Raw genomic sequence first — 22,446 nt, 5'->3', positions numbered from 1 at the left:
AAATTGCACACGTGACGGGTAGAAGATCAGGAAGGTAGAAACGATGGCGAACATACTCGTAGTTGACGATGAAATGGGCATACGGGAACTCCTGTCGGAGATTCTCGGTGACGAAGGCCATGCCATCACCCTGGCCGAGAACGCGCAGCAGGCGCGCGAGGCGCGTGCGGCCGCGACGCCAGACCTGGTGTTGCTCGATATCTGGATGCCGGACACCGATGGCGTGACCCTGCTCAAGGAATGGCAGCGCGACGGCCTGCTCACGATGCCGGTCATCATGATGTCGGGCCATGCGACCATCGATACGGCGGTCGAGGCGACCCGTATCGGCGCCCTGAATTTCCTCGAAAAGCCGATTGCCCTGCAAAAGCTGCTCAAGGCGGTACAGCAGGGCCTGACCCGCGCGCAAGAGGTGGCGCGCGCACCGATGGCGCCGCCGCGCCCGATCGCGCCGAGCGCGCCGCCGGTGGCAAGCGACGCCGCCATCGCCGCCCCCAGCGCGCCGATGTTCGCGCCGCCGGGCGTGCAGCCGGGCCCCGGCGTCGGCATGGGCAACGGTTCACGCATGGTGCATGCGGTGTCGCAGGGCGAGGGCACCGGCTATACGCTGTCGTTCGACCTGCCGCTGCGCGAGGCGCGCGACGCCTTCGAGCGCATGTATTTCGAGCACCACCTGGGGCGCGAAGGCGGCAGCATGACACGCGTGGCCGAGAAGACCGGCCTCGAGCGCACCCACCTGTACCGCAAGCTCAAGCAGCTGGGCGTCGAACCGGGCAAGCTCGCCAAGAAAGGGGGATGATGGCCCGCGCGGCCACCGTCCTCGTCATCGGCGCCAGCGCCGCCGCACGCGAACAGGCGATCGCGGCGTTGCTGGCCATTCCTTCCTCCGTTACTTCCGCTGATGCTGGCGCTGCCGGCGTCGGTACAGACACGTCCCAGGCGTTCAGCGCCGTCATCCTCGAAGGCATGGGCGTGGCCGCCGCGCCGCTGGAAACGGGTCCCGGCCTGCAGGTGGTGCGCATCGCCCCGGGTTGCCTGTGCTGCGACGGCAATCTCGTTTTGCGTGTAACATTGAATCGACTGCTACGCCAACGCCCGGGACGCCTGTTCCTCGGCCTGGCGAGCAGCGAACACCTTGATCAGTTGCGATCGTGGCTTGCAGCGCCGCCATACGATCAGCTGTTGGCCCTGAACCCCACCGTCCACGCCTGAAGGCATTTGACGGTCTTGAAATCGGTTCGGACAGCCCCACCTCTGAAGCGAAGTGAACAGCCTGCCGTACGCCGCCACGCGGCAGGGTTGCACTAATTTCTGATCGAAGGAGTCATCATGAACATGATCTATAACAGCGAACAGTACAGCGTCGTCGAGTTCGGCGTCGACCGTGAACTCGAAGCGCTGCGATTTGGCGGCTTCGAGATCGTCGACAAGGCCGGCCGTCGCGAGGCCTTCATCGGCGGCCGCCTCGCGCAATCGTTCCGGCGCGACGTCAACAACCTGATTGCCAGCGAACCCACCATGGAAGAAATCGACGACTTCCTGGGCTCGTATGACACCCTGATGAGCCAGCCGGTCGTTCTTCATTGATCGCGTGTATTGAGCCTTCATACCGGTCTGCTGCGCTGAAGTCCCCGAGCGCCATTGCCACCAGCGGGCGATGGCGCTTTTTTTATCCGGCATGGTAAGCTGCGCCCATGTGCCAGCTCCTCGGAATGAACTGCAATGTCCCCACCGACATTGTCTTCTCTTTTACCGGCTTCGCCCACCGCGGCGGCCGTACCGACACCCACCACGACGGCTGGGGAATCGCCTTCTTCGAAGGCAGCGGCGTACGCCACTTCGTCGATCACCAGGCTGCCATCGCCTCGCCGATCGCCGAGCTGATCAAGCGTTATCCGATCAAGTCGACCAACGTCATCGCCCACATCCGCAAGGCCACCGTCGGCCACGTGGCGCTGGAAAACTGCCATCCCTTCGTGCGCGAATTGTGGGGCCGCTACTGGGTGTTTGCCCATAACGGCGACCTCAAGGATTTCGCGCCCGTGCTCGACGGCGCCTTCCGTCCGGTCGGCACCACCGACAGCGAACTGGCCTTCTGCTACCTGCTGCAAAGCATGCGCCGCGAATTCGGCGACACGGCGCCAAGCCGCGAAGCCTTGCGCGGCCTGCTCGAACGCATCATTCCCGGCATCGCCGCGCATGGCACCTTCAATATGATGCTGTCCGACGGCACCGCGCTGTTCACCCATTGCTCGACCAAGCTGTGCTACGTGGTGCGCAAGTATCCGTTCGTGACGGCCTGCCTGTCCGACGAAGACCTGTCGGTCGACTTCTCGCAGGTGACCACGCCCGACGACCGGGTCGCGATCATCGTCACCGAGCCGCTGACGACGAACGAGGAATGGACGCATTTTGCGCCGGGCGAGCTGAAGGTATTCGTCGACGGACTGCCTCAGTAAGCGCATTTGCTTGGTGACAACTTGAATGGTTGTCGGGCAACGTTCTGTCAATAAATTAGTGCCAAGAAGACACACGCCGGGGAGGATGCGGTAAAGTAGTCCGATTGACGCGAGAACGAAAACGAGAACGAGATGACCGATACCGCCAGCCTCGACGAGGCCTCCCAGCCGCTACGCATGCGCCATTTCTACCTCGCGCGCCAGCCGGTGCTGGATCGCAACCAGGCGCTGTTCGGCTATGAACTGCTGTTCCGCGGCAGCGCCCAGGGACCTGCCCATTTCGATTCGGGCCTGTCGGCCAGCGCCAGCGTCATCCACCATGCATCCCAGCTCGGCCTGCCGCGCGCGATCGGCGACGCCAATGCCTTCATCAACGTCGACAAGGACGTCCTGATGAGCGATATGTTCGCCCTCCTGCCGCGCGAGCGCACGGTGCTGGAGATCGTCGCTTCGGTCGAGCCGGACGACGCTGTCATCGAACGCATGCGCGCCCTGGGCGCACATGGCTTCCGCTTCGCGGCCGAGGCAGCGGCCCACGGCCCGGCGCTGTCGCGCCTGCTGCCGGTGATCGACTTCGTCAAGATGGACCTGCGCGCGCTGCCGGCCGTGACCCTGCTGTCGCTGGCGCCGCGCCTGCGCACCACGGGCAAGCGCCTGGTGGCGGAGAAGGTCGAGAACCACAGCGAATACCGCACCTGCCTGGACATCGGCTTCGATTACTTCCAGGGCTATTATTTCGCCAAGCCGTCGGTGCTTTCCAGCCGCAAGCTGTCGCCGTCGCAGACGACGGTGCTCGACCTGGTGAACCTGGTGGCCTCCGATGCCGACAATGCCGAGATCGAACGCGTGGTCAAGCGCGAGGTGACGATCGGCCTGAACCTGCTGCGCCTGGTGAACACGCCGGCGGTGGGGGCGGGCCGGCGCATCGAATCGATCAGCCAGGCGCTGACCCTGCTGGGTCGGCGCCAGCTGCAGCGCTGGCTGCAGATCCTGCTGTACGCCGAGCCGGACGTGCGCGGCCACAGCCAGAGCCCGCTCCTGCTGCTGGCCACCACGCGCGCGCGCCTGATGGAGCTGCTGGCCCAGCGCCTGCGTCCCGGCCAGAAGAACGTCGCCGACGTCGCCTTCACGGTCGGCATGATGTCGCTGATGGACACGCTGTTCTGCATCCCGATGATGGATATCGTGGAGCAGATTCCCGTGATCGACGAAGTGCGCGCCGCGCTGTTGCAGCGCAGCGGCTTCTTCGGCGAGCTGTTGAAGCTGGCCGAATCGATCGAGCGCATGGACGACGAGGGCGACGACATGCTGGCGGGCCTCAAGAGCCTGTCGATGGACGGCGACGACCTGGCCGAGCTCGAGGTGTCGGCGTTCGAGTGGAGCGACAAGGTGGTGCGCTACGCGATTTGAGTTAGCTTGAAACCGTCGTTCCCGCGCAGGCGGGAACCTAAGCTTGCACGCTTATCGTCAGCTCAAACCAACTTGGGTTCCCGCCTGCGCGGGAACGACGTCGATCAGAGATTGGGGGCCAGGTGACGTTCCACCTCGGCCTTGTCCATCCCGCGCCGCTGCGCCATGTCCTCGACCTGGTCGTTGCCGATCTTCCCGACCACGAAATACTTCGACGCCGGGTGCGCGAAGTAGAAGCCCGACACCGCCGCACCCGGATACATCGCGTACGACTCGGTCAGCTCCATGCCGACTTCCCCGGCCTGCAGCGTGCGGAACATATCGGCCTTGACCGTGTGCTCGGGGCAGGCCGGATAGCCCGGCGCCGGGCGGATGCCCTGGTATTGCTCGTCGATCAGCGCCTCGTTCGACAGGTCTTCGTTCGCGACGTAGCCCCACAGGTCGGTGCGCACGCGCTCGTGCATGTACTCGGCGAAGGCTTCGGCCAGGCGGTCGGCCAGCGACTTGAGCATGATCGACGAGTAGTCGTCATGCGCCGCCTCGAAGCGTTGCTCGTGCTTCTCGATGCCGAGGCCCGCGGTGACGGCGAACATGCCGATATAGTCCGCGATGCCGCTGTCCTTCGGTGCGATGAAGTCGGCCAGGCACTGGTTGGGGCGCTGCACGCCGTCGACGACCGGCCGGACGCCTTGCTGGCGCAGGCCGTAATAGGTGAAGGCCACCTGCTCGCGCGATTCGTCGGTGTACACCTCGATGTCGTCGTCGTTCACGGTATTGGCCGGCAGCAGGGCGATCGCGCCGTTGGCGGTGAGCCAGCGGCCTTCGATGATCTTCTTGAGCATGGCCTGGCCTTCGGCGTAGACCTTGGTGGCGGCCTCGCCCACCACCTCGTCGCTGAGGATGGCAGGGAAGGGGCCGGCCAGGTCCCAGGTCTGGAAGAACGGGCCCCAGTCGATGTAGCGCGCGATCAGTCCCAGGTCGACGTTCTTGAACACGCGGCGCCCGATGAACTTCGGCTTGACCGGCGCGAACTCCAGCTGCGCCTTGTTGGCGCGCGCCTGTTCGAGCGTCACCATCGGCAGCGCCTTCTTGCCGGCGTGCTGGATGCGGATGCGTTCGTAGTCCTGGGCCAGTTCGATGATGTAGGCGTCGCGCGTGTCGTCGGTGACGAGCGCCTGGCCGACCGAGACCGAGCGCGACGCGTCCGGCACGTAGACCACCGGGCCGTCGTAGTGCGGCGCGATCTTGACTGCGGTGTGGGCGCGGCTGGTGGTGGCGCCGCCGATCAGCAGCGGCACCTGGCGCTCGCGGAACCACGGGTCGCGCTGCATCTCGCGCGCGACGTGGGCCATTTCTTCGAGCGACGGCGTGATCAGGCCCGACAGGCCGACCATGTCGGCGTTTTCTTCCTTGGCGCGGGCCAGGATGTCGGCGCAAGGGACCATCACGCCCATGTTCACGATCTCGAAGTTATTACATTGCAGGACCACCGAGACGATGTTCTTGCCGATGTCGTGCACGTCGCCCTTGACGGTGGCGATCACCATCTTGCCCTTCGGCTTGGCGACGATGCCGGTACGCGCTTCTTCCGCCGCCTTTTCTTCTTCGATGTACGGCACCAGGTGCGCCACGGCCTGCTTCATCACGCGCGCCGACTTGACCACCTGCGGCAGGAACATCTTGCCCTGGCCGAACAGGTCGCCGACGATATTCATGCCGTCCATCAGCGGGCCTTCGATCACGTGGATCGGACGGCCCTTGGCCGCCAGCACCTGCTGGCGCATCTCTTCGGTGTCTTCGACGATCCATTGCGTGATGCCGTGCACCAGCGCATGCGCCAGGCGCTTCTCGACCGGGCTGTTCCTCCACTCGAGGTTCTGTTCCTGCCTGGCGCCGCCGGCCTTGAGCGTGCCGGCGAATTCGATCATGCGCTCGGTGGCGTCCTTGCGGCGATTGAGCACCACGTCTTCCACGCGCTCGCGCAGCTCGGGATCGAGGTCGTCATAGACGCCGACCATGCCGGCGTTGACGATGCCCATGGTCAGGCCGGCCTTGATCGCGTGGTACAGGAACACGGTGTGGATCGCCTCGCGCGCCGGGTCGTTGCCGCGGAAGCTGAACGAGACATTCGACACGCCGCCCGAGATCTTCGCGTGCGGCAGGTTTTCGCGGATCCAGGCGCAGGCTTCGATGAAGTCGTTGGCGTAGTTGTCGTGCTCTTCGATGCCGGTGGCGATGGCGAAGATGTTCGGGTCGAAGATGATGTCTTCGGGCGGGAAGCCCACCTGTTCGGTCAGCACCTTGTAGGCGCGTTCGCAGATCTCGATCTTGCGCGCGAAGGTGTCGGCCTGGCCTTTTTCGTCGAACGCCATCACGATCACGGCGGCGCCATAGCGGCGGCACAGGCGCGCCTGGCGGATGAATTCCTCCAGGCCTTCCTTCATCGAGATCGAGTTGACGATGGCCTTGCCCTGCACGCACTTCAGGCCTGCCTCGATCACCGACCACTTGGAAGAGTCGATCATCACCGGCACGCGCGAGATGTCGGGTTCCGAGGCGATCAGGTTCAGGAAGCGCGTCATGGCCGCCTGCGAATCGAGCATCGCCTCGTCCATATTGATGTCGATGACCTGGGCGCCGTTCTCGACCTGCTGGCGCGCCACCGACAGCGCCTCGTCGAACTGCTCGTTCAGGATCATGCGCGCAAACGCCTTCGAGCCCGTCACATTGGTGCGCTCGCCGACGTTCACGAACAGCGACGATTCGTCGACCGTGAAGGGCTCCAGGCCCGACAGGCGCATCGCGACCGGCACATCCGGTACTTGGCGCGGCGTCTGCGTTTCGAGGATTTTGGCGATCGCCGCGATGTGCTCGGGCGTGGTGCCGCAGCAGCCGCCGGCGATGTTGATGAAGCCGGCGTCGGCGAATTCGCGCAACAGGGCCGAGGTGTCGGCCGGCAGCTCGTCGAAGCCGGTATCGCTCATCGGGTTGGGCAGGCCGGCATTCGGGTAGATGCACACGAAGGTATCGGCGATCTGCGACAGCTCCTGCGCATAGGGGCGCATCAGCGCCGCGCCGAGCGCGCAATTGAGGCCGATCGTCAGCGGCTTCGCATGCCGCACCGAGTTCCAGAAGGCGGGCACGGTCTGGCCCGACAGGATGCGGCCCGAGGCGTCGGTGACGGTGCCCGAGATCATCAGGGGCAGGCGCGGCGTCTCGGGATGCTCGTCGAAATACTGGTCGATCGCGAACAGCGCCGCCTTGCAGTTCAGGGTGTCGAAGATGGTCTCGACCAGCAGCAGGTCGGCGCCGCCGTCGACCAGGCCGCGCACCTGTTCATGGTAGGAGGCGACCAGCTGGTCGAAGGTGATGTTGCGCGCCGCCGGGTCGTTCACGTCGGGCGAGATCGAGGCGGTCTTCGGGGTCGGTCCCAGGGCGCCGGCGACGAAGCGCGGTTTATCTGGCGTGGAGTATTTGGCGCAGGCGGCGCGCGCGAGCTTCGCCGCTTCGACGTTCATCTCGTAGGCCAGGTGCGCCATGTGGTAATCGTCCTGCGCCACGCTGGTTGCGCCGAAGGTATTGGTCTCGAGCAGGTCGGCGCCGGCGGCGAGATAGCGTTCGTGGATCTCCTGGATCACCTGCGGCTGGGTGAGCGTCAGCAGCTCGTTATTCCCCTTCACGAACAGCTCGCGCTGGCCGGCGCCCTCGGGCGCCGCGAAGGTCGCGAAACGCTCGCCGCGATAGGCCGCTTCATCGAGCTTGTACTGCTGGATGATGGTGCCCATCGCGCCATCCAGGATCATGATGCGGCGCTTGAGGATATCGCGCAGCTGGGTTTCGATCGGGGAGATGGCGGACGTAACGGCGTTCATGATGGTGGTTTTCCAGGATGCGGCTTGACAGGCCGATTGACATTGGGCGGTCTACGATTATACGTCATGCCGCTTGTTTGGCCCGGCGGCAGGGGCGTGTATGTATCGTTATGTATTCAAACCGTCATGCGTTACATGGCGTTACATTTGATGGGGTGGCTGCAATCTTTACGATACATGGCGAGACGACAATCAAGGTCCGCCTCCACGAGTGGCGCACGTATAGATGGGATAACCGCATGAACAAAGAATACCAACCGGATTGGGATCAAGCTATGGACCGCAACCCGGAACCAGCAATGTCGTCGAAGCCACAAGTCGCCAGCAACGGTGTGAAACAGATCGTCACGATCCGCCTGGATGTGGATATGCTTGAATGGTTCAAGGGCGCAGGTCCCGGCTACCAGACCCGTATCAACCAGGTCCTGCGTGAACACATGGACGCCCAGCGTACGTCGCAGGCCGAGTAAATTTGATGGAATGGCGTCTTCGTGACGCCATTTTTTCGTCAGCTCTACAACGTCGTCCCCGCCCTCGCCGGGCGCCTTAGAAAGGGACGACGCTTCATGAAATCGACTTCAGGAGCGCCGCGGGCGCTTCAGTTGAACGTCAACCCCGCCAGCGAAAACCCTTTCAGGAATTCCGCCGCCTTCAGGCGCTTGCCGCCAGGCTTCTGCAATTCGTTCAGACGCAGCGCGCCTTCGCCGCAAGCGACCACGATGCCGCCCGCGTCGGCCTGCAAGACCGCGCCAGGTGCGCCGCTGCCGTCAACGGCTTCGGCAGACCAGAACTTCACCGCCACGCCATCGACCACGCCGTTTGCGCCGGGGAAGGGATTGAAGGCCCGCACCTTGCGCGCCAACACGTCGGCCGGCAGTGAAAAATCGAGCTTCGCTTCTTCCTTGCCGATCTTGGCCGCGTAGGTCACGCCTTCTTCCGGCTGCGCCACGGCGGTCAGCTCGCCGGCCTGCAGCTTGCGCAGCGCGTCGACGATCATGCGTCCGCCCAGCGCGGCCAGCTTGTCGTGCAGGCTGCCGGTGGTGTCGGAAGCCTCGATCGGCAAGCGCTCCATGGTCAGCATCGGTCCGGTATCGAGACCTTCTTCCATCTCCATGATGGTCACGCCGGTTTCCAGGTCGCCCGATTCGATCGCGCGGTGGATCGGCGCGGCGCCGCGCCAGCGCGGCAGCAGCGAACCGTGGATATTGATGCAGGGACGGATGTCGAGCGTGCTGCGCGGCAGGATCAGGCCATAGGCCGCGACCACCATCACGTCGTAGTCGATCGACTGCAATTGTTCATGCGCGGCGCGGGCCTGCGCGGCGCGCTCCGGGTCCTTGGCATCCATGCGCAGCGACAACGGCTGCGCCACCGGCATGCCATGGGCCAGCGCGTACTGCTTGACCGCGGAGGCTTGCAGCTGCATGCCGCGCCCGGCCGGGCGGTCGGGCTGGGTCAGGACCAGCGGGATCTGGAAGCCGGCCTCGTGCAGGGCACGCAGGGCGACGGCGGCGAACTCGGGCGTGCCGGCGAAGACGACTTTCATCGCGCTCAACGACGGGCGGCGCGCTGGGCGGCGTCGCGCTGCAGGCCGCGTTCTTCCTTCTGCAGCTTGGCCTTGATGCGGTTGCGCTTGAGCGGCGACAGGTATTCGACGAACACCTTGCCCATCAGGTGGTCCATCTCGTGCTGGATGCACACGGCCAGCAGGCCATCGGCGTCGACCTCGAACGGCTTGCCGTCGACGTCGAATGCGCGCACCTTGACCCGTGACGGGCGCTCGACGCCGTCGTAGACGCCGGGCACCGACAGGCAGCCTTCGTCATAGACCTGCCGCTCTTCGCTGGCCCAGGTGATCTCGGGGTTGATGAAGACCATCAGCTGTTCTTGCGCTTCGGTCACGTCGATGGTGACCACGCATTCATGCACGTCCACCTGGGTAGCGGCCAGGCCGACGCCGGGTGCGTCGTACATGGTTTCCGCCATGTCGGCCACCAGCTTGCGCAGGCGATCGGTACCGAATTCGGTGACCGGCTTGGCGACCTTGTGCAGGCGCGGGTCGGGGTAGCGGAGGATGTCGAGAAGTGCCATATCGGATCGGATGTCGGTGGAGTTGTCTAGGTTGAACGGGTACTTGGCTGGCAGGCAAGACAGGACGCAATCCCGCCACACGCCCTGGCGCGCAGACCTCGGTTTGCTTGCTAGTTCAGGGATTTGTGTGCAGAATTTGATTCTATACAGCAACCCTTCCGTGAGCGGGGAGCAGTACGTCGTGCTATCTCTGGCTGCGGTCGGGCCGGATGACGGCGCGGCCTGTTCAGCATCATGACCTGCATTGGATGCAGCTGCAATCTGGCGGCATCATTTAATCTTACGCCGCATTAAACGGACGTCTTCAATGAAAAATTTTAGCACAGTCGTGGCCCATGCTGCTGCGGCGGCGTTGCTCGCATGCGCAGCTGCTGCCTCGGCCCAGACTGCAACGCCCACCACTGCTGCCTGCAGCTTCCGCCCGGACGCACCGGACAAGCACGTCGTGGTCAAGGGCGATACCTTATGGGATATTTCTGGCGCCTTCTTGCGCAACCCATGGTGCTGGCCCCAGGTCTGGGGCATGAACCGTGACGAAATTCGCAACCCGCACTGGATCTATCCGGGCCAGACCATCTGGTTCGACCGCGCCCGTGGCCGCCTGAGCCTGCAGCAGCCCGGCAGCGGGCTGGACAGTGGCGACGGCCGCGATGCGCCGCCACTGACCCGCCTGTCGCCGCAGGTGCGCAGCGAAGGCCTGGCGCGCGACGCCGTGCCGGCGATTCCCGCAGGCGCCATCGAACCCTATCTGACCCAGCCGCTGGTGGTCGAGGCCGACGAGCTGGCGGGCGCGCCGCGCATCGCCGCTTCGCAGGAAGGCCGCGTCTACCTGGGCGAAGGCGACCGCGTCTACGTGCACGGGCAGATCGGGGGCGAGAGCGTGTTCCAGGTGTTCCGTCCGGGCACCGCGCTGCGGGACCCGCAGACCGGCCAGGTGCTGGCGCATGAAGCCGCCTTCCTGGGCACCGTCAAGCTGCTCAAGCCGGCCGCACCCGGCGTCGACGTGCACACCTTCCAGGTGGTCGATACCGTGCAGGAGATGGGCGTGGGCGACCTCCTGGTGCCGGCGCCGCCGACGCCGGTGCGCAACTACGTGCCGCATGCGCCGCTGCAAGCGCTCGATGGCCGCATCATGTCGATCTACTCGGGCGTGACCTACGCCGGACAGAGCCAGGTCGTCACTGTCAATCGGGGCACGGTTGACGGACTCGATGTCGGCGCCGTGCTGCAGCTCTATCATCTTGGTAAGACTGTGGCCGATCCAGCGAGTCGGGGGTTCCTGGGCCTGGGCCGGCAGGGGTTGAAACTGCCCGACGAGCAATACGGCAGCCTGTTCATCTTCCGCGTGTTCAAGAACGTCTCGTACGGCTTGGTCATGCAGGTGACGGCGCCGGTGCAGGTGGGCGACGTCGCCAAATCACCGGAGTAAATAGCACCGTGCAAGACACGGAAACCCACCCCATTGCCGAGGGCGCCGCCCTGATCGCCGACTGGCTGCGCCTGGAGCAGGCGGACGGGGTGGGTTGCCGCAGCGCGCACGCGCTGTTGTCCGCCTTCGGGTCTCCCGCCGCCATCTTCAGGGCCGCACCGGGCGCGCTGGCGGCCCACGTGTCGGCCAGCCAGGCACGCGCCTTGTGCGCGCCGGTCACGCCCGCCCTGACGGCCCTGGCCGAGGCCACCCTGGCCTGGCTGGCGCAAGCTGGCCACCACCTGCTCACTTTCCACGATCCCCTTTACCCGGCTTCGTTGGCCGAGATCCCCGATCCGCCGCTGCTGCTGTACGCCGCCGGCCGCATCGAGATGTTGGCGCGGCCCCTGGTCGCCGTGGTCGGCAGCCGCAATGCCAGCGTGCAGGGCAAGCTCGACGCCGAATCGTTTTCTGCAGCCCTGTCGGGAGCCGGCCTGTGCGTGGTCTCGGGGCTGGCGCTGGGCATCGACACCGCCGCCCATGAAGGCGCGCTGCGCGGGCCAGGCGCAACCATTGCCGTGGTCGGCACAGGCCTCGACCGCGTCTACCCGGCGCGCAACCGGCTGCTTGCCCACCGCATTGCCGAACACGGTTGCCTGCTCAGCGAGTACGCGCTGGGCACACCGCCGCTGGCCGCCAATTTCCCTCGCCGCAACCGCGTGATCAGCGGCCTGGCGGCCGGCGTGCTGGTGATCGAGGCCGCGGCCCAGTCCGGCTCGCTGATCACGGCCCAGATGGCGGCGGAGCAGGGCCGGGAAGTGTTCGCCTTGCCCGGCTCGATCCACTCCGCGCTGGCCAAGGGTTGCCACCGCCTGATCCGCGATGGCGCGCAACTGGTCGAGACGGTGGACGAGGTGTTGCTGGCGATGAAGGTCTCGCCGCTGGCGGCCATCGGACAAGAATGCAGCCAGAAGCGGGATGCCGGGCCCGACTTAACGGCGGAAGAAGACGCCGATCTGCTGGCCGCGCTGGGCCACGAACCGGTGGCCCTCGACGATTTGCTGGAGCGTCTTGGGGCCGATGCGGGCGAGCTCGGCGGACGATTGCTGGGCCTCGAACTCGCGGGTTTAGTGGCGCAATTGCCGGGTGGAAGGGTGCAGCGCATCTGGCATTAGGCCTACGTCAAATCAGGCCGTTCGGATGCACATTTAATAGATTACCTATGCTTCGCATCACGAAGTTTGCGAATTGTATGTTCTTGTTTTTAATCGTTTTTGGTAAGCTGGCTGATCGGACAAGGCTTCGATACAACGTTTTTTCCGCGAGGCAGCCCGGCAGGCGCGCTCTACTTGTGCCGCACGAAGTTTAGCTGCTACAGTAGCGTCACTATGTTCGACATCCTGGTCTATCTCTACGAGACGTACTACCGTCCCGACGCCTGCCCCGAGCCGGCAGCCCTGGCTCGCAAACTGTCCGCCGTCGGCTTCGACGACATCGAAATCTCGGAAGCGCTGGACTGGCTGACGGGGCTGACCGATGCGCCGTTGCCCGAAACGATCGATGCCTCCACCGGCATGCGTTACTACGTGGACGAGGAATATATCGAGCTGGGCAGCGCCGCGATCGGCTTCATCGCCTTCCTCGAAAGCGCGAAGGTGCTCGGCCCTATCCAGCGCGAGATCGTCATCGAGCGCGCACTGGCCTGCGATGAGTCTCCCATCGCCTTGAGCAAGCTCAAGATCATCGTGTTGATGGTGCTCTGGAGCCAGGGCAAGGAGCCGGACGCGCTGATGTTCGACGACCTGTTCAGCGACGACGACGAGCAGGAACCGCGTCTGCTGCACTGAACGGCGTACTACATCGCAACATCCATCGAACGGGGCTGAGGCCCCGTTTTGCTTTTCTTGCGCCCCATTTCTGGGCAGCGAAGAGGCACCATGCGGTGCGCATCGCACCGTCCTGTAGCGCAAGGTGTACTTGCAGGGAGCGCGATAACGCGCTTATCATTGGCCGCTTCATCTTGACAGTTACCAATCAGACACTATGGCCGGAATTTCACCGGCCCGGCTGCGAGCATGTATGATGCGCAAGCCCACACTATATAGATAGCACGACGAGAATCACTATGACCAAATCCCTCATCATCGCCGAGAAACCGTCGGTCGCGAACGATATCGCGAAGACGCTGGGCGGCTTCACCAAGCACGATGAGTACTTCGAATCGGACGAATACGTCCTCTCGTCAGCCGTCGGCCACCTGCTCGAGATCGCGGTGCCCGAAGAACACGACGTCAAGCGCGGCAAGTGGAGCTTCACCCACCTGCCGATGATCCCGCCTTATTTTGCGCTGAACCCGATCGCCAAGACCGAGTCGCGTCTCAAGGTGCTCAATAAGCTGATCAAGCGCAAGGACGTCACCACCCTCATCAACGCATGTGACGCGGGCCGCGAAGGAGAACTCATCTTCCGCCTGATCGCCCAGAACGCGAAAGCCAAGCAACCGGTCAAGCGCCTGTGGCTGCAGTCGATGACGGCCAACGCGATCCGCGAAGGCTTCAACAACCTGCGCACCGACGAAGAAATGCTGCCGCTGGCCGACGCCGCGCGCTGCCGCTCCGAAGCCGATTGGTTGATCGGCATCAACGGCACCCGCGCCATGACCGCCTTCAACTCGAAAGAGGGCGGCTTCTACCTGACGACCGTGGGCCGGGTGCAGACCCCGACCCTGTCGATCGTGGTCGAGCGCGAAGAGAAGATCAAGAAGTTCGTGCCGCGCGACTACTGGGAAGTGCGCGCCGAGTTCGTGTGCGCCGCGGGCGTCTACGAAGGCCGCTGGCTCGACCAGAAGTTCAAGAAGGACGAGAACGATCCCGAGAAGCGCGCCGAGCGCCTGTGGAGCCGCGCCGCCGCCGATTCGATCGCGGCCGCCTGCCGCGGCAAGCAGGGCAACGTCACCGAAGAAAGCAAGCCGACGACCTCGATGGCGCCGGGCCTGTTCGACCTGACGTCGCTGCAGCGCGAGGCCAACGGCCGCTTCGGCTTCTCGGCCAAGAACACGCTGGGCCTGGCACAGGCGCTGTACGAAAAGCACAAGGTGCTGACTTACCCGCGTACCGATTCGCGCCACCTGCCGGAAGATTACATCGCGACCGTCAAGGAGACGCTGGGTTCGCTGGCCGAGACCAATAACTACAACCAGTTCGCCAAGCAGATCAGCAAGAACGGCTGGGTCAAGCCGAACAAGCGCATCTTCGACAACACCAAGATCTCGGATCACTTCGCCATCATCCCGACCGGCGTCGTGCCCAAGAACCTTTCGGAACCTGAACAGAAGCTGTACGACCTGGTCACGCGCCGCTTCCTGGCCGTGTTCTACCCGGCCGCCGAGTTCCTGGTCACGACCCGCTACACCGAAGTCTCGGGCCACCAGTTCAAGACCGAGGGCAAGGTCATGACCAACCCCGGCTGGATGGCCGTGTATGGTAAAGACCTGGGCGACGACAAGGACGGCGCCAACCTGGTGCCGGTGGCCAAGGATGAGAAGGTACTGACCGACAAGATCACGGCCAACGGCCTGGTCACCAAGCCGCCGGCGCGCTACAACGAAGCGACCTTGCTGTCGGCGATGGAAGGCGCGGGCAAGCTGGTCGATTCCGACGAGCTGCGCGATGCGATGGCCGGCAAGGGCCTGGGCACGCCGGCCACGCGCGCGGCCATCATCGAGGGCTTGCTGACCGAGAAATACCTGCTGCGCGAAGGCCGCGAGCTGATGCCGACCGCGAAAGCGTTCCAGCTGATGACCTTGCTGCGCGGCCTGGGCGTGAACGAACTCACGGCGCCCGAGCTGACCGGCGAATGGGAATTCAAGCTGTCGCAAATGGAGAAGGGCAAGATCTCACGCGAAGAGTTCATGCGTGAAATCGCCCAGATGACCCAGATCATCGTCAAGCGCGCCAAGGAATACGACAACGACACGATTCCCGGCGAGTACGCGACCCTGGTCAATCCATGCCCGAATTGCAGCGGCGTGGTCAAGGAAAACTACCGCCGCTTCGCCTGCACCAAGTGCGAATTCTCGATGAGCAAGACGCCGGGCAGCCGCCAGTTCGAGATCGAGGAAGTCGAAGAACTGCTGAAGAACCGCACCATCGGTCCGCTGCAGGGCTTCCGCTCCAAGATGGGCCGCCCGTTCGCCGCCATCCTGCGTATCGTGCGCGACGAAGAGATCAAGAACTTCAAGCTTGAGTTCGACTTTGGCCAGGACGACGAAGGCGAAGAAGGCGAGGGCGTGGACTTCAGCGGCCAGACTCCGGTCGGCCCTTGCCCGAAGTGCAACGGCGGGGTGTATGAAATGCCGCTGGCCTATGTTTGCGAGCATAGCGTGGCCAAGCCGAAGACTTGCGATTTCCGCAGCGGACGCATCATCCTGCAGCAGGAAATCTTGCCGGAACAGATGGCCAAGCTGCTCAACGACGGCAAGACCGACCTGTTGCCGGGCTTCGTGTCCCAGCGTACCCGGCGTGCATTCAAGGCCTTCCTGGTGCGCGGCAAGGACAACAAGATCAGCTTCGAGTTCGAGGAGCGCAAGGCCAAGCCTGGCGCGGCCGCCAAGGGCAAGGCAGCCGCTGCTGACGCGGCTGATGCTGCCACGGGCGCCGATGGCGCGGCAGCGCCGGTGAAGGCGGCGCGCAAGCCGGCCGCCAAGCCGGCGGCAAAGAAGGCAGCGGCCAAGAAAGCGCCAGCCAAGAAGGCGACCGCGGCCGCCGCGAAAAAGTAAGCGGATCGGTGGCGGGCTTAGCCCGCCCCGTCCGGACGTAAAAAACCGCGGCTTGCCGCGGTTTTTTTATTCCAGCATCAGCTATGCGCGATGTTTATTCTTGCCACTCCTTCAACGCGAGGATCGCCGCCTCGCCGTTGCGGATCGCTTTCACGCGCCGCACCACTTCGTTACGCCATGCTTCATCGGCGTCCTGGTCGGGGCCGTCGATATCCTGTAGCAATAGCTGCATGACTTCCTGTTTCTCGGCCGGGCTCAGCAGCTTGAGTCGTTCGGCGATTTCGGCGACGGCGTTGGACATGATGCTCTCTCCTATAATTTTGCATCGATCATAGCGCGAGAACTATTGATTGTCGACTGGCAGCATATTGTCATTCGGTTTGCGATCGATCAATTTGTTGTCAGGATCAATGCCGGCGCGGCCGGGTACGCCATCGACCACCAGGGTCAGCTGCTGCGTGGCCTGGGTCACCAGCCGCCGTTCGCGTACCAGAGGGTTGCCATTGCGATCGTCCACGCCGAACTCGATATAGTCGTTCAGCGGCATCGGCCGTTCCTCGCCCCCGTCCGTCATCGAGAGCTTGCCGGCGTGGGCATCGATCGTGACCTCGACCTTGCCGTCCGGGCGGCGGCGGGCGACGGCGCTGGCGGCGCGGTTCTCGTAGAACACGATCGATTCGAACAGGTCGTCGATCAGGTAGGCCTTGTCCTTCGGCGTCACCGCGCGCAAGCCCTCGACCAGGCTGGAGGCGGTCGGATAGGGCGCGCCGCGATAGGCGTATTGCCGCAGCAGGCCGCGCAGCACGCCGTTGACCACGTCCTCGCCCAGCATGTCCTGCAACAGGTACAGCGCCAGGCCGCCCTTGCGCTGGTGGATGTAGCGCTGGTTTTCGTTGTGCGCCAGCGGCAGTTCCTTTTCCTGCTCCTGGGCGCGGCCCACCAGGTAGGCTTCCTGGTCATGGCGCAGGAAGCGCCGCATCTTGTCCGCGCCGTAGGCACGCCGCATGACCATCAGCGCCGTGTACTCGGCCAGGCTCTCGGTCAGCACGGTGGCGCCACGCGTATCGGCGCCGACCAGTTGCTGGCCCCACCACTGGCGCGCGGTCTCGCGGGCGCTGACGTAGAACGGGTAATCGAGGTCCTTGGGCGAGCCGGGATCGACGCGCGCGATGAAGGCGGCGCTTTCCGAGAGCGGGATCAGGCCCGGGAAAGCCTGGGTATTGCGGACGGTGCGCGGGTATTCGGCGATGCGCAGCTCGCGCAGCGGATAGCGGCCGAAATGGCGCGCGCCGTAGTCCAGGCCGGCCTGGGCGCCGCGGGTCAGGCGCTCGACGTTGACGTCGTGCCCCGGCTGGTAATAGACGTCGATCGTCACGTCCTGCCAGCGGTCGTGGCGCACTTCGTAGCGCGCCGACTGGAAGGCATAGGCGTTGAGCATCGGACGGTCCATCTTGTAGCGGAAGTGGCGCCGTCCGCCTTCGTTCCATTCGCGCACCAGAGTGCCGGGCGCGATCGCGATCTGATCCGCGCTCGTGCTGACGGTGGCGTCGAAGCCGATCCAGTCGGCGTCGACGCCGGTGCGGTGCCTGGTGCGGCCGGCCGGGTCGTCGCGCGCCGGCATGGGCGCGCGCGCGGCCAGTCCGTGGCGGCGCCGGTCGCGCGCGTCACCCAGTTCGACCGAGGATTGATAGCCGATACGCGGCATGGCCTCGTTGGTGAAGTAGGTGCCGTTGGCGGCCACCGGCGTGTCGCTGCCCAGGCCCAGCAGGCCGCGCGGCGCGTAGTCGAGTTCGAAATCGAAGTCCAGGCGCGCGCCCGGGGCCAGCGCGGTGGCCAGGCGATAGTGGTAGAAACCCAGATCGGGTTCGCTCGTCACGCTGGTGGCCGGCTGGCCGAAGCTTGCTTTCAGCTGCGCGCCACGCTGCTGGTACAGCACCAGGTCGCGGATCGGCGCGCCGCTGCGGTTCTCGAGCCGGTAGCTGCCCTTGACGTGCAGGGCGCGTTGCGCGGGATCGATATCGGCGTCGAGCCTGACGTCGACGATGCGCGGCTGCGGCAGCCGGGCGAAGCCGTGGTAGCGCTTCTCGTATTCGGCGCGCAGCAGCTCGTTGCGCCAGGTGGTCAGGTAGCCGCCGCTCGAGAGTTCCCAAGCCAGGAAACCGCCGGCGCCCGCGAACACGGCCAACCCAAGGCCGAAGCAGGTCAACACCTTTGGCGTCAGGTTGCGGCGCGCCAGGCGCAGGCGCTCGCGCCAGGCGTCGTCGACGCCGCGCGGCCACAGCGCGCGCGCCAGCGCCAGCAGCATCAGCGCCGCGCCGCTCCAGTACAGCAGATACAGGCGCTCGCGCAGCAACTGGTGGCCGAAGCCGTTCATCGGTGAATAGGTCAGCTCGGGCCAGACCCCGTACAGCAGCAGCGGATGGTTCTGGCCGGTGCCGCTCAGCAGGAGTGCCGCCGCGAGCCACGCGATCATCAGGAAGTTGGCCAGGTATTTGTGGTTGACGATGACCTGCACCGCGATCGCCAGCACCGCGACCAGCGCGTAGTTCGGCAGCAGGATGGTGAACAGGGCGTGCAGGTAAAGCCCCGGCTCAAGCTGGAAGTAGCCCTTGAACAGCTGGAGCAGCATGCCGGTGGCCATGGCCAGCAACAGCAGCAGCGCCTGCAGGCCGACCAGGGCCAGGGTCTTGCCGGCCAGCGGCAGCCAGCTCGGCACCGGCAGCGCGTCGAACATCTGGGCCACGCGCGTCTCGCGTTCGCGCCAGACCAGTTCACCGGCGTAGAAGATCGTGGTGGCCAGCACGAACAGGCCGAACACCGCGCGGATCAGCTCCAGCACCATATAGGTCGCCGGATAGGTGGCGATGCCGTAGAGGGCGTCGAGGTCGATCCCGCCGGCGACCAGGGCCAGCACGCCGGCGATGGCCAGCGCCGCGAAGTAGACGTTGCGGGTCATCTCGCGCAGTTCGCCGCGCGCCGACTTGAACAGCAGCAGCGCCATGCTGCGCGTCGCGAAATCGGGTTGCGCGGTGGTGTCGCGCGCCGCCTGCGACAGTTCGACCGGCAGGTCGGGCTGGGCCTGGCCGCGCCCGCGCGCGTGCGCCTGCCCGTCGGCCTCGCCGATGAAGTGGAAGCGCCAGTAGCCGAGCAACAGCGCCAGCAGCGCGAAGCCGCACCACAGCAGGCGGTTGACCAGGTACACGTCCTGCAGGTCGATCGGATTGAGGTTGCGCTCGGCCAGCGGCCAGTACTCGGTCAGCAGGAACAGGGAGGTGGTGCCGAACGGGTCGATCAGCGCGGCCAGGGTCTTGAAGTCGAGGTCGCGCGCCAGCGACGGCGCGACGGTATAGCCGATGGTCATGACCACGGCGGCCACGTAGACCGGCAACATGCGCCGGGTGAGGGCGGCGAGCACGAAGAAGATCGCGCCAAAGATGAACAGGTTGGGCAGCAGCGTGAACAGGTAGGGTTTGATCCAGGCCGACGCCGTCGATCCGCCCAGGCGGTCGGGCGCGATGCCGGGAATGAAGGTGCCGAGCCACAGCCCGACCAGGATGCCGGAAAAGATCACCGCCAGGGTCGCGAACGCGCCGAGGAAGCGGCCGAACACGTAGTCGGCCTTGCTGAGCGGCGCGCTGAAGAAGAAGTGGTGCATCTCGTGCTCGAAGTCCTGCTGCACCGCGCGCCCCATCACCGCCGCCGCGACCACCGTGCCCAGGCTGCCCAGCAGCGCCGTCGCGATCGCGATCTGGCGCGGCGCGTCGACCAGGACGCGGGTGCCGAAGGAGACGATCAGGTCGCGGAACGCGCCGCCCGAAGCGGCCATCCACAGCATCCCGAGCGCCACGAAGACGGCAAAATAAACCCAGGTCGAGAGCCGCCGCAGGCGCTGGCCTGCTTCGAAGCGGGCGATGACGAACAGGGCGCGCACGGTCAGCAGTTCCCCGCGGCCGGGTTGTGGCGGCCGGCGATGGTGGCGAAATACACGTCTTCCAGGCTGGCGCGCGCCGGCTCGAAGCCATCGCCCGGATCGTCCTCGGAATACACATGGATCAGGGTGCGGCCGCTGAGCAGGCGGGTCGAGATCACGCTGTAGCGCGACTGGAAAGCGGGCAGCTCGGCCTTGGTGACGAAACGGGCCCAGATGAAGTCTTCGATCCCATAGATCAGCTCTTGCGGCTCGCCGCACAGCAGCACCTGGCCTTTGTTGATGATCGCCATATTGGCGCACAGGTCGGCCACATCGGACACGATGTGGGTCGACAGCAGCACGGTTCGTTCTTCACCGATGTCCGACAGCAGGTTGTGGAAGCGCACCCGTTCCTGTGGATCGAGGCCGGCGGTGGGTTCGTCGACGATGATCAGGCGCGGGTCGCCCAGCAGGGCCTGGGCGATGCCGAAGCGCTGGCGCATGCCGCCCGAGAAGGTGCCCAGGCGCTGGTCGCGCACTTCCCACAGATTCGTTTGCTGCAGCAGGCCGTCGACCACCTCGCGCCGGCGCGCCTTGTGCGACAGGCCTTTGAGTTGCGCGAAATGGTCCAGCAGTTCGTAAGCGGTCACTTTCGGGTAGACGCCGAAATCCTGCGGCAGGTAGCCCAGCATGCGGCGCACCGCATCCTTTTCGTCGAGCACGTCGATATCGTCCAAAAATACCGAACCGGAATCGCATTCCTGCAGGGTCGCCAGGATCCGCATCAGCGTCGATTTGCCCGCGCCGTTCGGGCCGAGCAGCCCGAACATCCCGGCCGGGATGTTGAGCGTGACACGGTCCAGCGCGACCACGCCGTTGGCGTAGGTCTTGGACAAATTGCGGATTTTCAGTTGCATGACGACTCCTGGCTACTGCCCCGCGCGTCTTTACGCAGGACCAAACACTTTTTCACACTGGCATTGTATTCAATCGGCACGACCGTGGCGGACCCGGTGCGACACACGGTCCAAACAGGGACCCAGACCGCATTATCCGGTGACAGGACGCACGATGGTTTTCTTTTGATAAATTTCTTGCAATGGAGGACGGTGTGCGGCGCAAGCTGGGGCAAAGCATGGATAATGGAAGCATGGACTCCATCACCCAAGAAAAGCTCTTGATCCTGATGCGCGAAGGGCGCAGCCGGGCCGAATCCACCGACTGGTTCCGCGTCGCGCTGGGCCTGGTCTACCTGGCCGGCCTGATGACCAAGGAGGCGATCGACTTCAAGACGGTCGACCGCGAGTTCAACCGCTTCATCTATCACACGCTGGGCAAGGGTCACACCATCACCAGCGTGCTGCAGTTCATGAGCGGCGCGAAGGTGATGTCGACGGTGGAGTCGGCGCGCTTCCTGGACGCCTTCAAGCGCCATTGCCCGGGCGTGCCGCTGGTGTCGGTGCCGTTCCTGATGGAGCTGAACCTGGGCGTGGCCAAGAATATCTCGGGACTGGAGCCCGAGGGCCCGCTGGCCGGGTGGATCGCGCGTAAAAAGAAGGAGCAGGAGGCGCCAAAGGCAGAGGCGGGCTCTGGACCGCATGCCGAAGATTTATAATGAGGGCTTCAGCGACCAGAACATCGAGCACACCATGATTGCGAACCGTTTCATCAGCCCCCTGGACCACCTGATCGTCGGCGTCGACAAGGCCTTGCGCGTCGTCGGCGGCGTGGCGGCGATGTCGCGCCCGAACCCGGGCGCGCACGCCATCGACGGCGAGTTGAGCGACGCCGAGCGCCGCCACAGCGCGGGCCTGATGCGGGTGAACCACGTGGGCGAGGTCTGCGCGCAGGCGCTCTACGATTCGCAGGCCAACTTCGCCCATACGCAAGAGGTGCGCGTCCAGTTCGAGCATGCCGCGCGCGAGGAAGAAGACCACCTGGCCTGGTGCGCGCAGCGCCTGAGCGAGCTCGGATCGCAACCGAGCGTATTGAATCCCCTGTGGTATGCGGGCGCCTACGTGATGGGCAGCGTGGCGGCCCGGATCGGCGACCCAATCAGCCTGGGCTTCGTGGTCGAGACCGAGCGCCAGGTCGAGGCGCACCTGAACAGCCATCTGGAACTGCTGCCGGCGCAGGACACCAAGTCGCGCGCCATCGTCGACCAGATGCGCATCGACGAGATCGCGCACGCCGATGCGGCGCAGGCCGCGGGCGCGGCCTCGCTGCCCTTGCCGGTCAAGGTGGCGATGCGGGCGATGGCGAAAGTCATGACGACGACTGCTTACCGGATCTGATCCGCCGGCCATACGTCACGCAACTTGTAACGTCATTCCCGCCCTCGCCGGGCGCCTTGGCGGGAATCCAAGTATTCAACCGACCGTCCACCTCAAACGTCAGTGGCAGCGCTCAAGCCTTGGGTTCCCGCCTTCGCGCTAGGCTAAGCCCACATCTGTGCAAGCTTCCAGCCTTGCGTTATGCTTCCGAAGCGTTCGAGTCCGTGCCGCATCGTGATGGGGCCT

The 22,446-nt window shown here is 64.9% G+C and carries 18 protein-coding genes; 12 read left to right on the top strand and 6 right to left on the bottom strand.

Annotated elements, in window-relative coordinates; genetic code table 11:
• Nucleotides 1–43: 43 nt before the first annotated feature.
• From FVD38_RS20980 to FVD38_RS20960, 5 genes are all read left to right on the top strand, one after another.
• The gene (locus FVD38_RS20980; RefSeq protein ID WP_147936584.1) at nt 44–799 is read left to right on the top strand and encodes a response regulator; all 756 of its coding nucleotides are present in this window, start codon (nt 44–46) and stop codon (nt 797–799) included.
• A complete protein-coding gene (locus FVD38_RS20975) occupies nt 796–1,212 on the top strand; it encodes a P-loop NTPase family protein (protein ID WP_147936583.1) in 417 nt (138 codons plus the stop codon). Before FVD38_RS20980 ends, FVD38_RS20975 begins: the two co-directional genes overlap by 4 nt.
• A gap of 117 nt (nt 1,213–1,329) precedes the next feature.
• Nucleotides 1,330–1,587: a BTH_I0359 family protein gene (locus FVD38_RS20970; protein ID WP_005667861.1), complete on the top strand. Its 258-nt coding sequence runs from the start codon at nt 1,330–1,332 to the stop codon at nt 1,585–1,587.
• A gap of 107 nt (nt 1,588–1,694) precedes the next feature.
• Entirely contained in the window at nt 1,695–2,459 is a 765-nt protein-coding gene (locus FVD38_RS20965) for a class II glutamine amidotransferase (RefSeq protein WP_123070791.1), read from the top strand.
• A 132-nt stretch (nt 2,460–2,591) separates the two neighbouring features.
• Nucleotides 2,592–3,869 carry an EAL and HDOD domain-containing protein gene (locus FVD38_RS20960; RefSeq protein WP_147936582.1) on the top strand — a complete coding sequence of 426 codons (1,278 nt, stop codon included), beginning with the start codon at nt 2,592–2,594 and terminating at the stop codon, nt 3,867–3,869.
• Between the two features lie 104 nt (nt 3,870–3,973).
• On the opposite strand, the gene metH is transcribed toward FVD38_RS20960, so the two are convergent.
• Nucleotides 3,974–7,741, bottom strand: a complete 3,768-nt coding sequence (gene metH, locus FVD38_RS20955) for a methionine synthase (RefSeq protein ID WP_187271664.1) — start codon at nt 7,739–7,741, stop codon at nt 3,974–3,976.
• A gap of 239 nt (nt 7,742–7,980) precedes the next feature.
• On the opposite strand from metH, the gene FVD38_RS20950 reads away from it, so the two are divergent.
• Nucleotides 7,981–8,211 (top strand): BrnA antitoxin family protein, encoded by a 231-nt coding sequence (locus tag FVD38_RS20950; RefSeq protein WP_229415017.1) that lies wholly within the window; start codon nt 7,981–7,983, stop codon nt 8,209–8,211.
• Nucleotides 8,212–8,339: 128 nt separating this feature from the next.
• Here FVD38_RS20950 and fmt read toward each other — a convergent pair whose 3' ends face one another.
• The gene (gene fmt, locus FVD38_RS20945) at nt 8,340–9,287 is read right to left on the bottom strand and encodes a methionyl-tRNA formyltransferase (protein WP_147936581.1); all 948 of its coding nucleotides are present in this window, start codon (nt 9,285–9,287) and stop codon (nt 8,340–8,342) included.
• Between the two features lie 5 nt (nt 9,288–9,292).
• Nucleotides 9,293–9,832: a peptide deformylase gene (gene def / locus FVD38_RS20940; RefSeq protein WP_147936580.1), complete on the bottom strand. Its 540-nt coding sequence runs from the start codon at nt 9,830–9,832 to the stop codon at nt 9,293–9,295.
• A gap of 307 nt (nt 9,833–10,139) precedes the next feature.
• On the opposite strand from def, the gene FVD38_RS20935 reads away from it, so the two are divergent.
• From FVD38_RS20935 to FVD38_RS20920, 4 genes are all read left to right on the top strand, one after another.
• A complete protein-coding gene (locus FVD38_RS20935; protein WP_147936579.1) occupies nt 10,140–11,261 on the top strand; it encodes a LysM peptidoglycan-binding domain-containing protein in 1,122 nt (373 codons plus the stop codon).
• Nucleotides 11,262–11,269: 8 nt separating this feature from the next.
• Nucleotides 11,270–12,415, top strand: a complete 1,146-nt coding sequence (gene dprA, locus FVD38_RS20930) for a DNA-processing protein DprA (RefSeq protein WP_147936578.1) — start codon at nt 11,270–11,272, stop codon at nt 12,413–12,415.
• 213 nt (nt 12,416–12,628) lie between these two features.
• The gene (locus FVD38_RS20925; protein ID WP_123070803.1) at nt 12,629–13,087 is read left to right on the top strand and encodes a Smg family protein; all 459 of its coding nucleotides are present in this window, start codon (nt 12,629–12,631) and stop codon (nt 13,085–13,087) included.
• A gap of 278 nt (nt 13,088–13,365) precedes the next feature.
• The gene (locus FVD38_RS20920; protein WP_147936577.1) at nt 13,366–16,017 is read left to right on the top strand and encodes a DNA topoisomerase III; all 2,652 of its coding nucleotides are present in this window, start codon (nt 13,366–13,368) and stop codon (nt 16,015–16,017) included.
• A gap of 94 nt (nt 16,018–16,111) precedes the next feature.
• Here the strand turns inward: FVD38_RS20920 and FVD38_RS20915 are convergent, their stop codons facing one another.
• From FVD38_RS20915 to FVD38_RS20905, 3 genes are read right to left on the bottom strand one after another with little or no spacing between them, the layout of a single operon-like run.
• Nucleotides 16,112–16,318 carry an addiction module protein gene (locus FVD38_RS20915; protein ID WP_147936576.1) on the bottom strand — a complete coding sequence of 69 codons (207 nt, stop codon included), beginning with the start codon at nt 16,316–16,318 and terminating at the stop codon, nt 16,112–16,114.
• 42 nt (nt 16,319–16,360) lie between these two features.
• A complete protein-coding gene (locus FVD38_RS20910) occupies nt 16,361–19,948 on the bottom strand; it encodes a hypothetical protein (RefSeq protein WP_147936575.1) in 3,588 nt (1,195 codons plus the stop codon).
• A 2-nt stretch (nt 19,949–19,950) separates the two neighbouring features.
• On the bottom strand, nt 19,951–20,844 hold the full coding sequence (locus FVD38_RS20905) for an ABC transporter ATP-binding protein (protein WP_147936574.1): 894 nt from the start codon (nt 20,842–20,844) through the stop codon (nt 19,951–19,953).
• 233 nt (nt 20,845–21,077) lie between these two features.
• Here FVD38_RS20905 and FVD38_RS20900 point away from each other — a divergent pair, with 233 nt between their 5' ends.
• Nucleotides 21,078–21,542, top strand: coding sequence for a hypothetical protein (locus FVD38_RS20900; protein ID WP_147936573.1), 465 nt, complete (start codon nt 21,078–21,080; stop codon nt 21,540–21,542).
• 34 nt (nt 21,543–21,576) lie between these two features.
• A complete protein-coding gene (coq7, locus tag FVD38_RS20895; protein ID WP_147936623.1) occupies nt 21,577–22,221 on the top strand; it encodes a 2-polyprenyl-3-methyl-6-methoxy-1,4-benzoquinone monooxygenase in 645 nt (214 codons plus the stop codon).
• Nucleotides 22,222–22,446: the final 225 nt, after the last annotated feature.

This window comes from Massilia arenae, from assembly GCF_008014745.1.
GTDB classification, from domain to species: Bacteria; Pseudomonadota; Gammaproteobacteria; order Burkholderiales; family Burkholderiaceae_D; genus Telluria; species Telluria arenae.
This window is presented reverse-complemented; position numbering and strand designations above follow the sequence as displayed.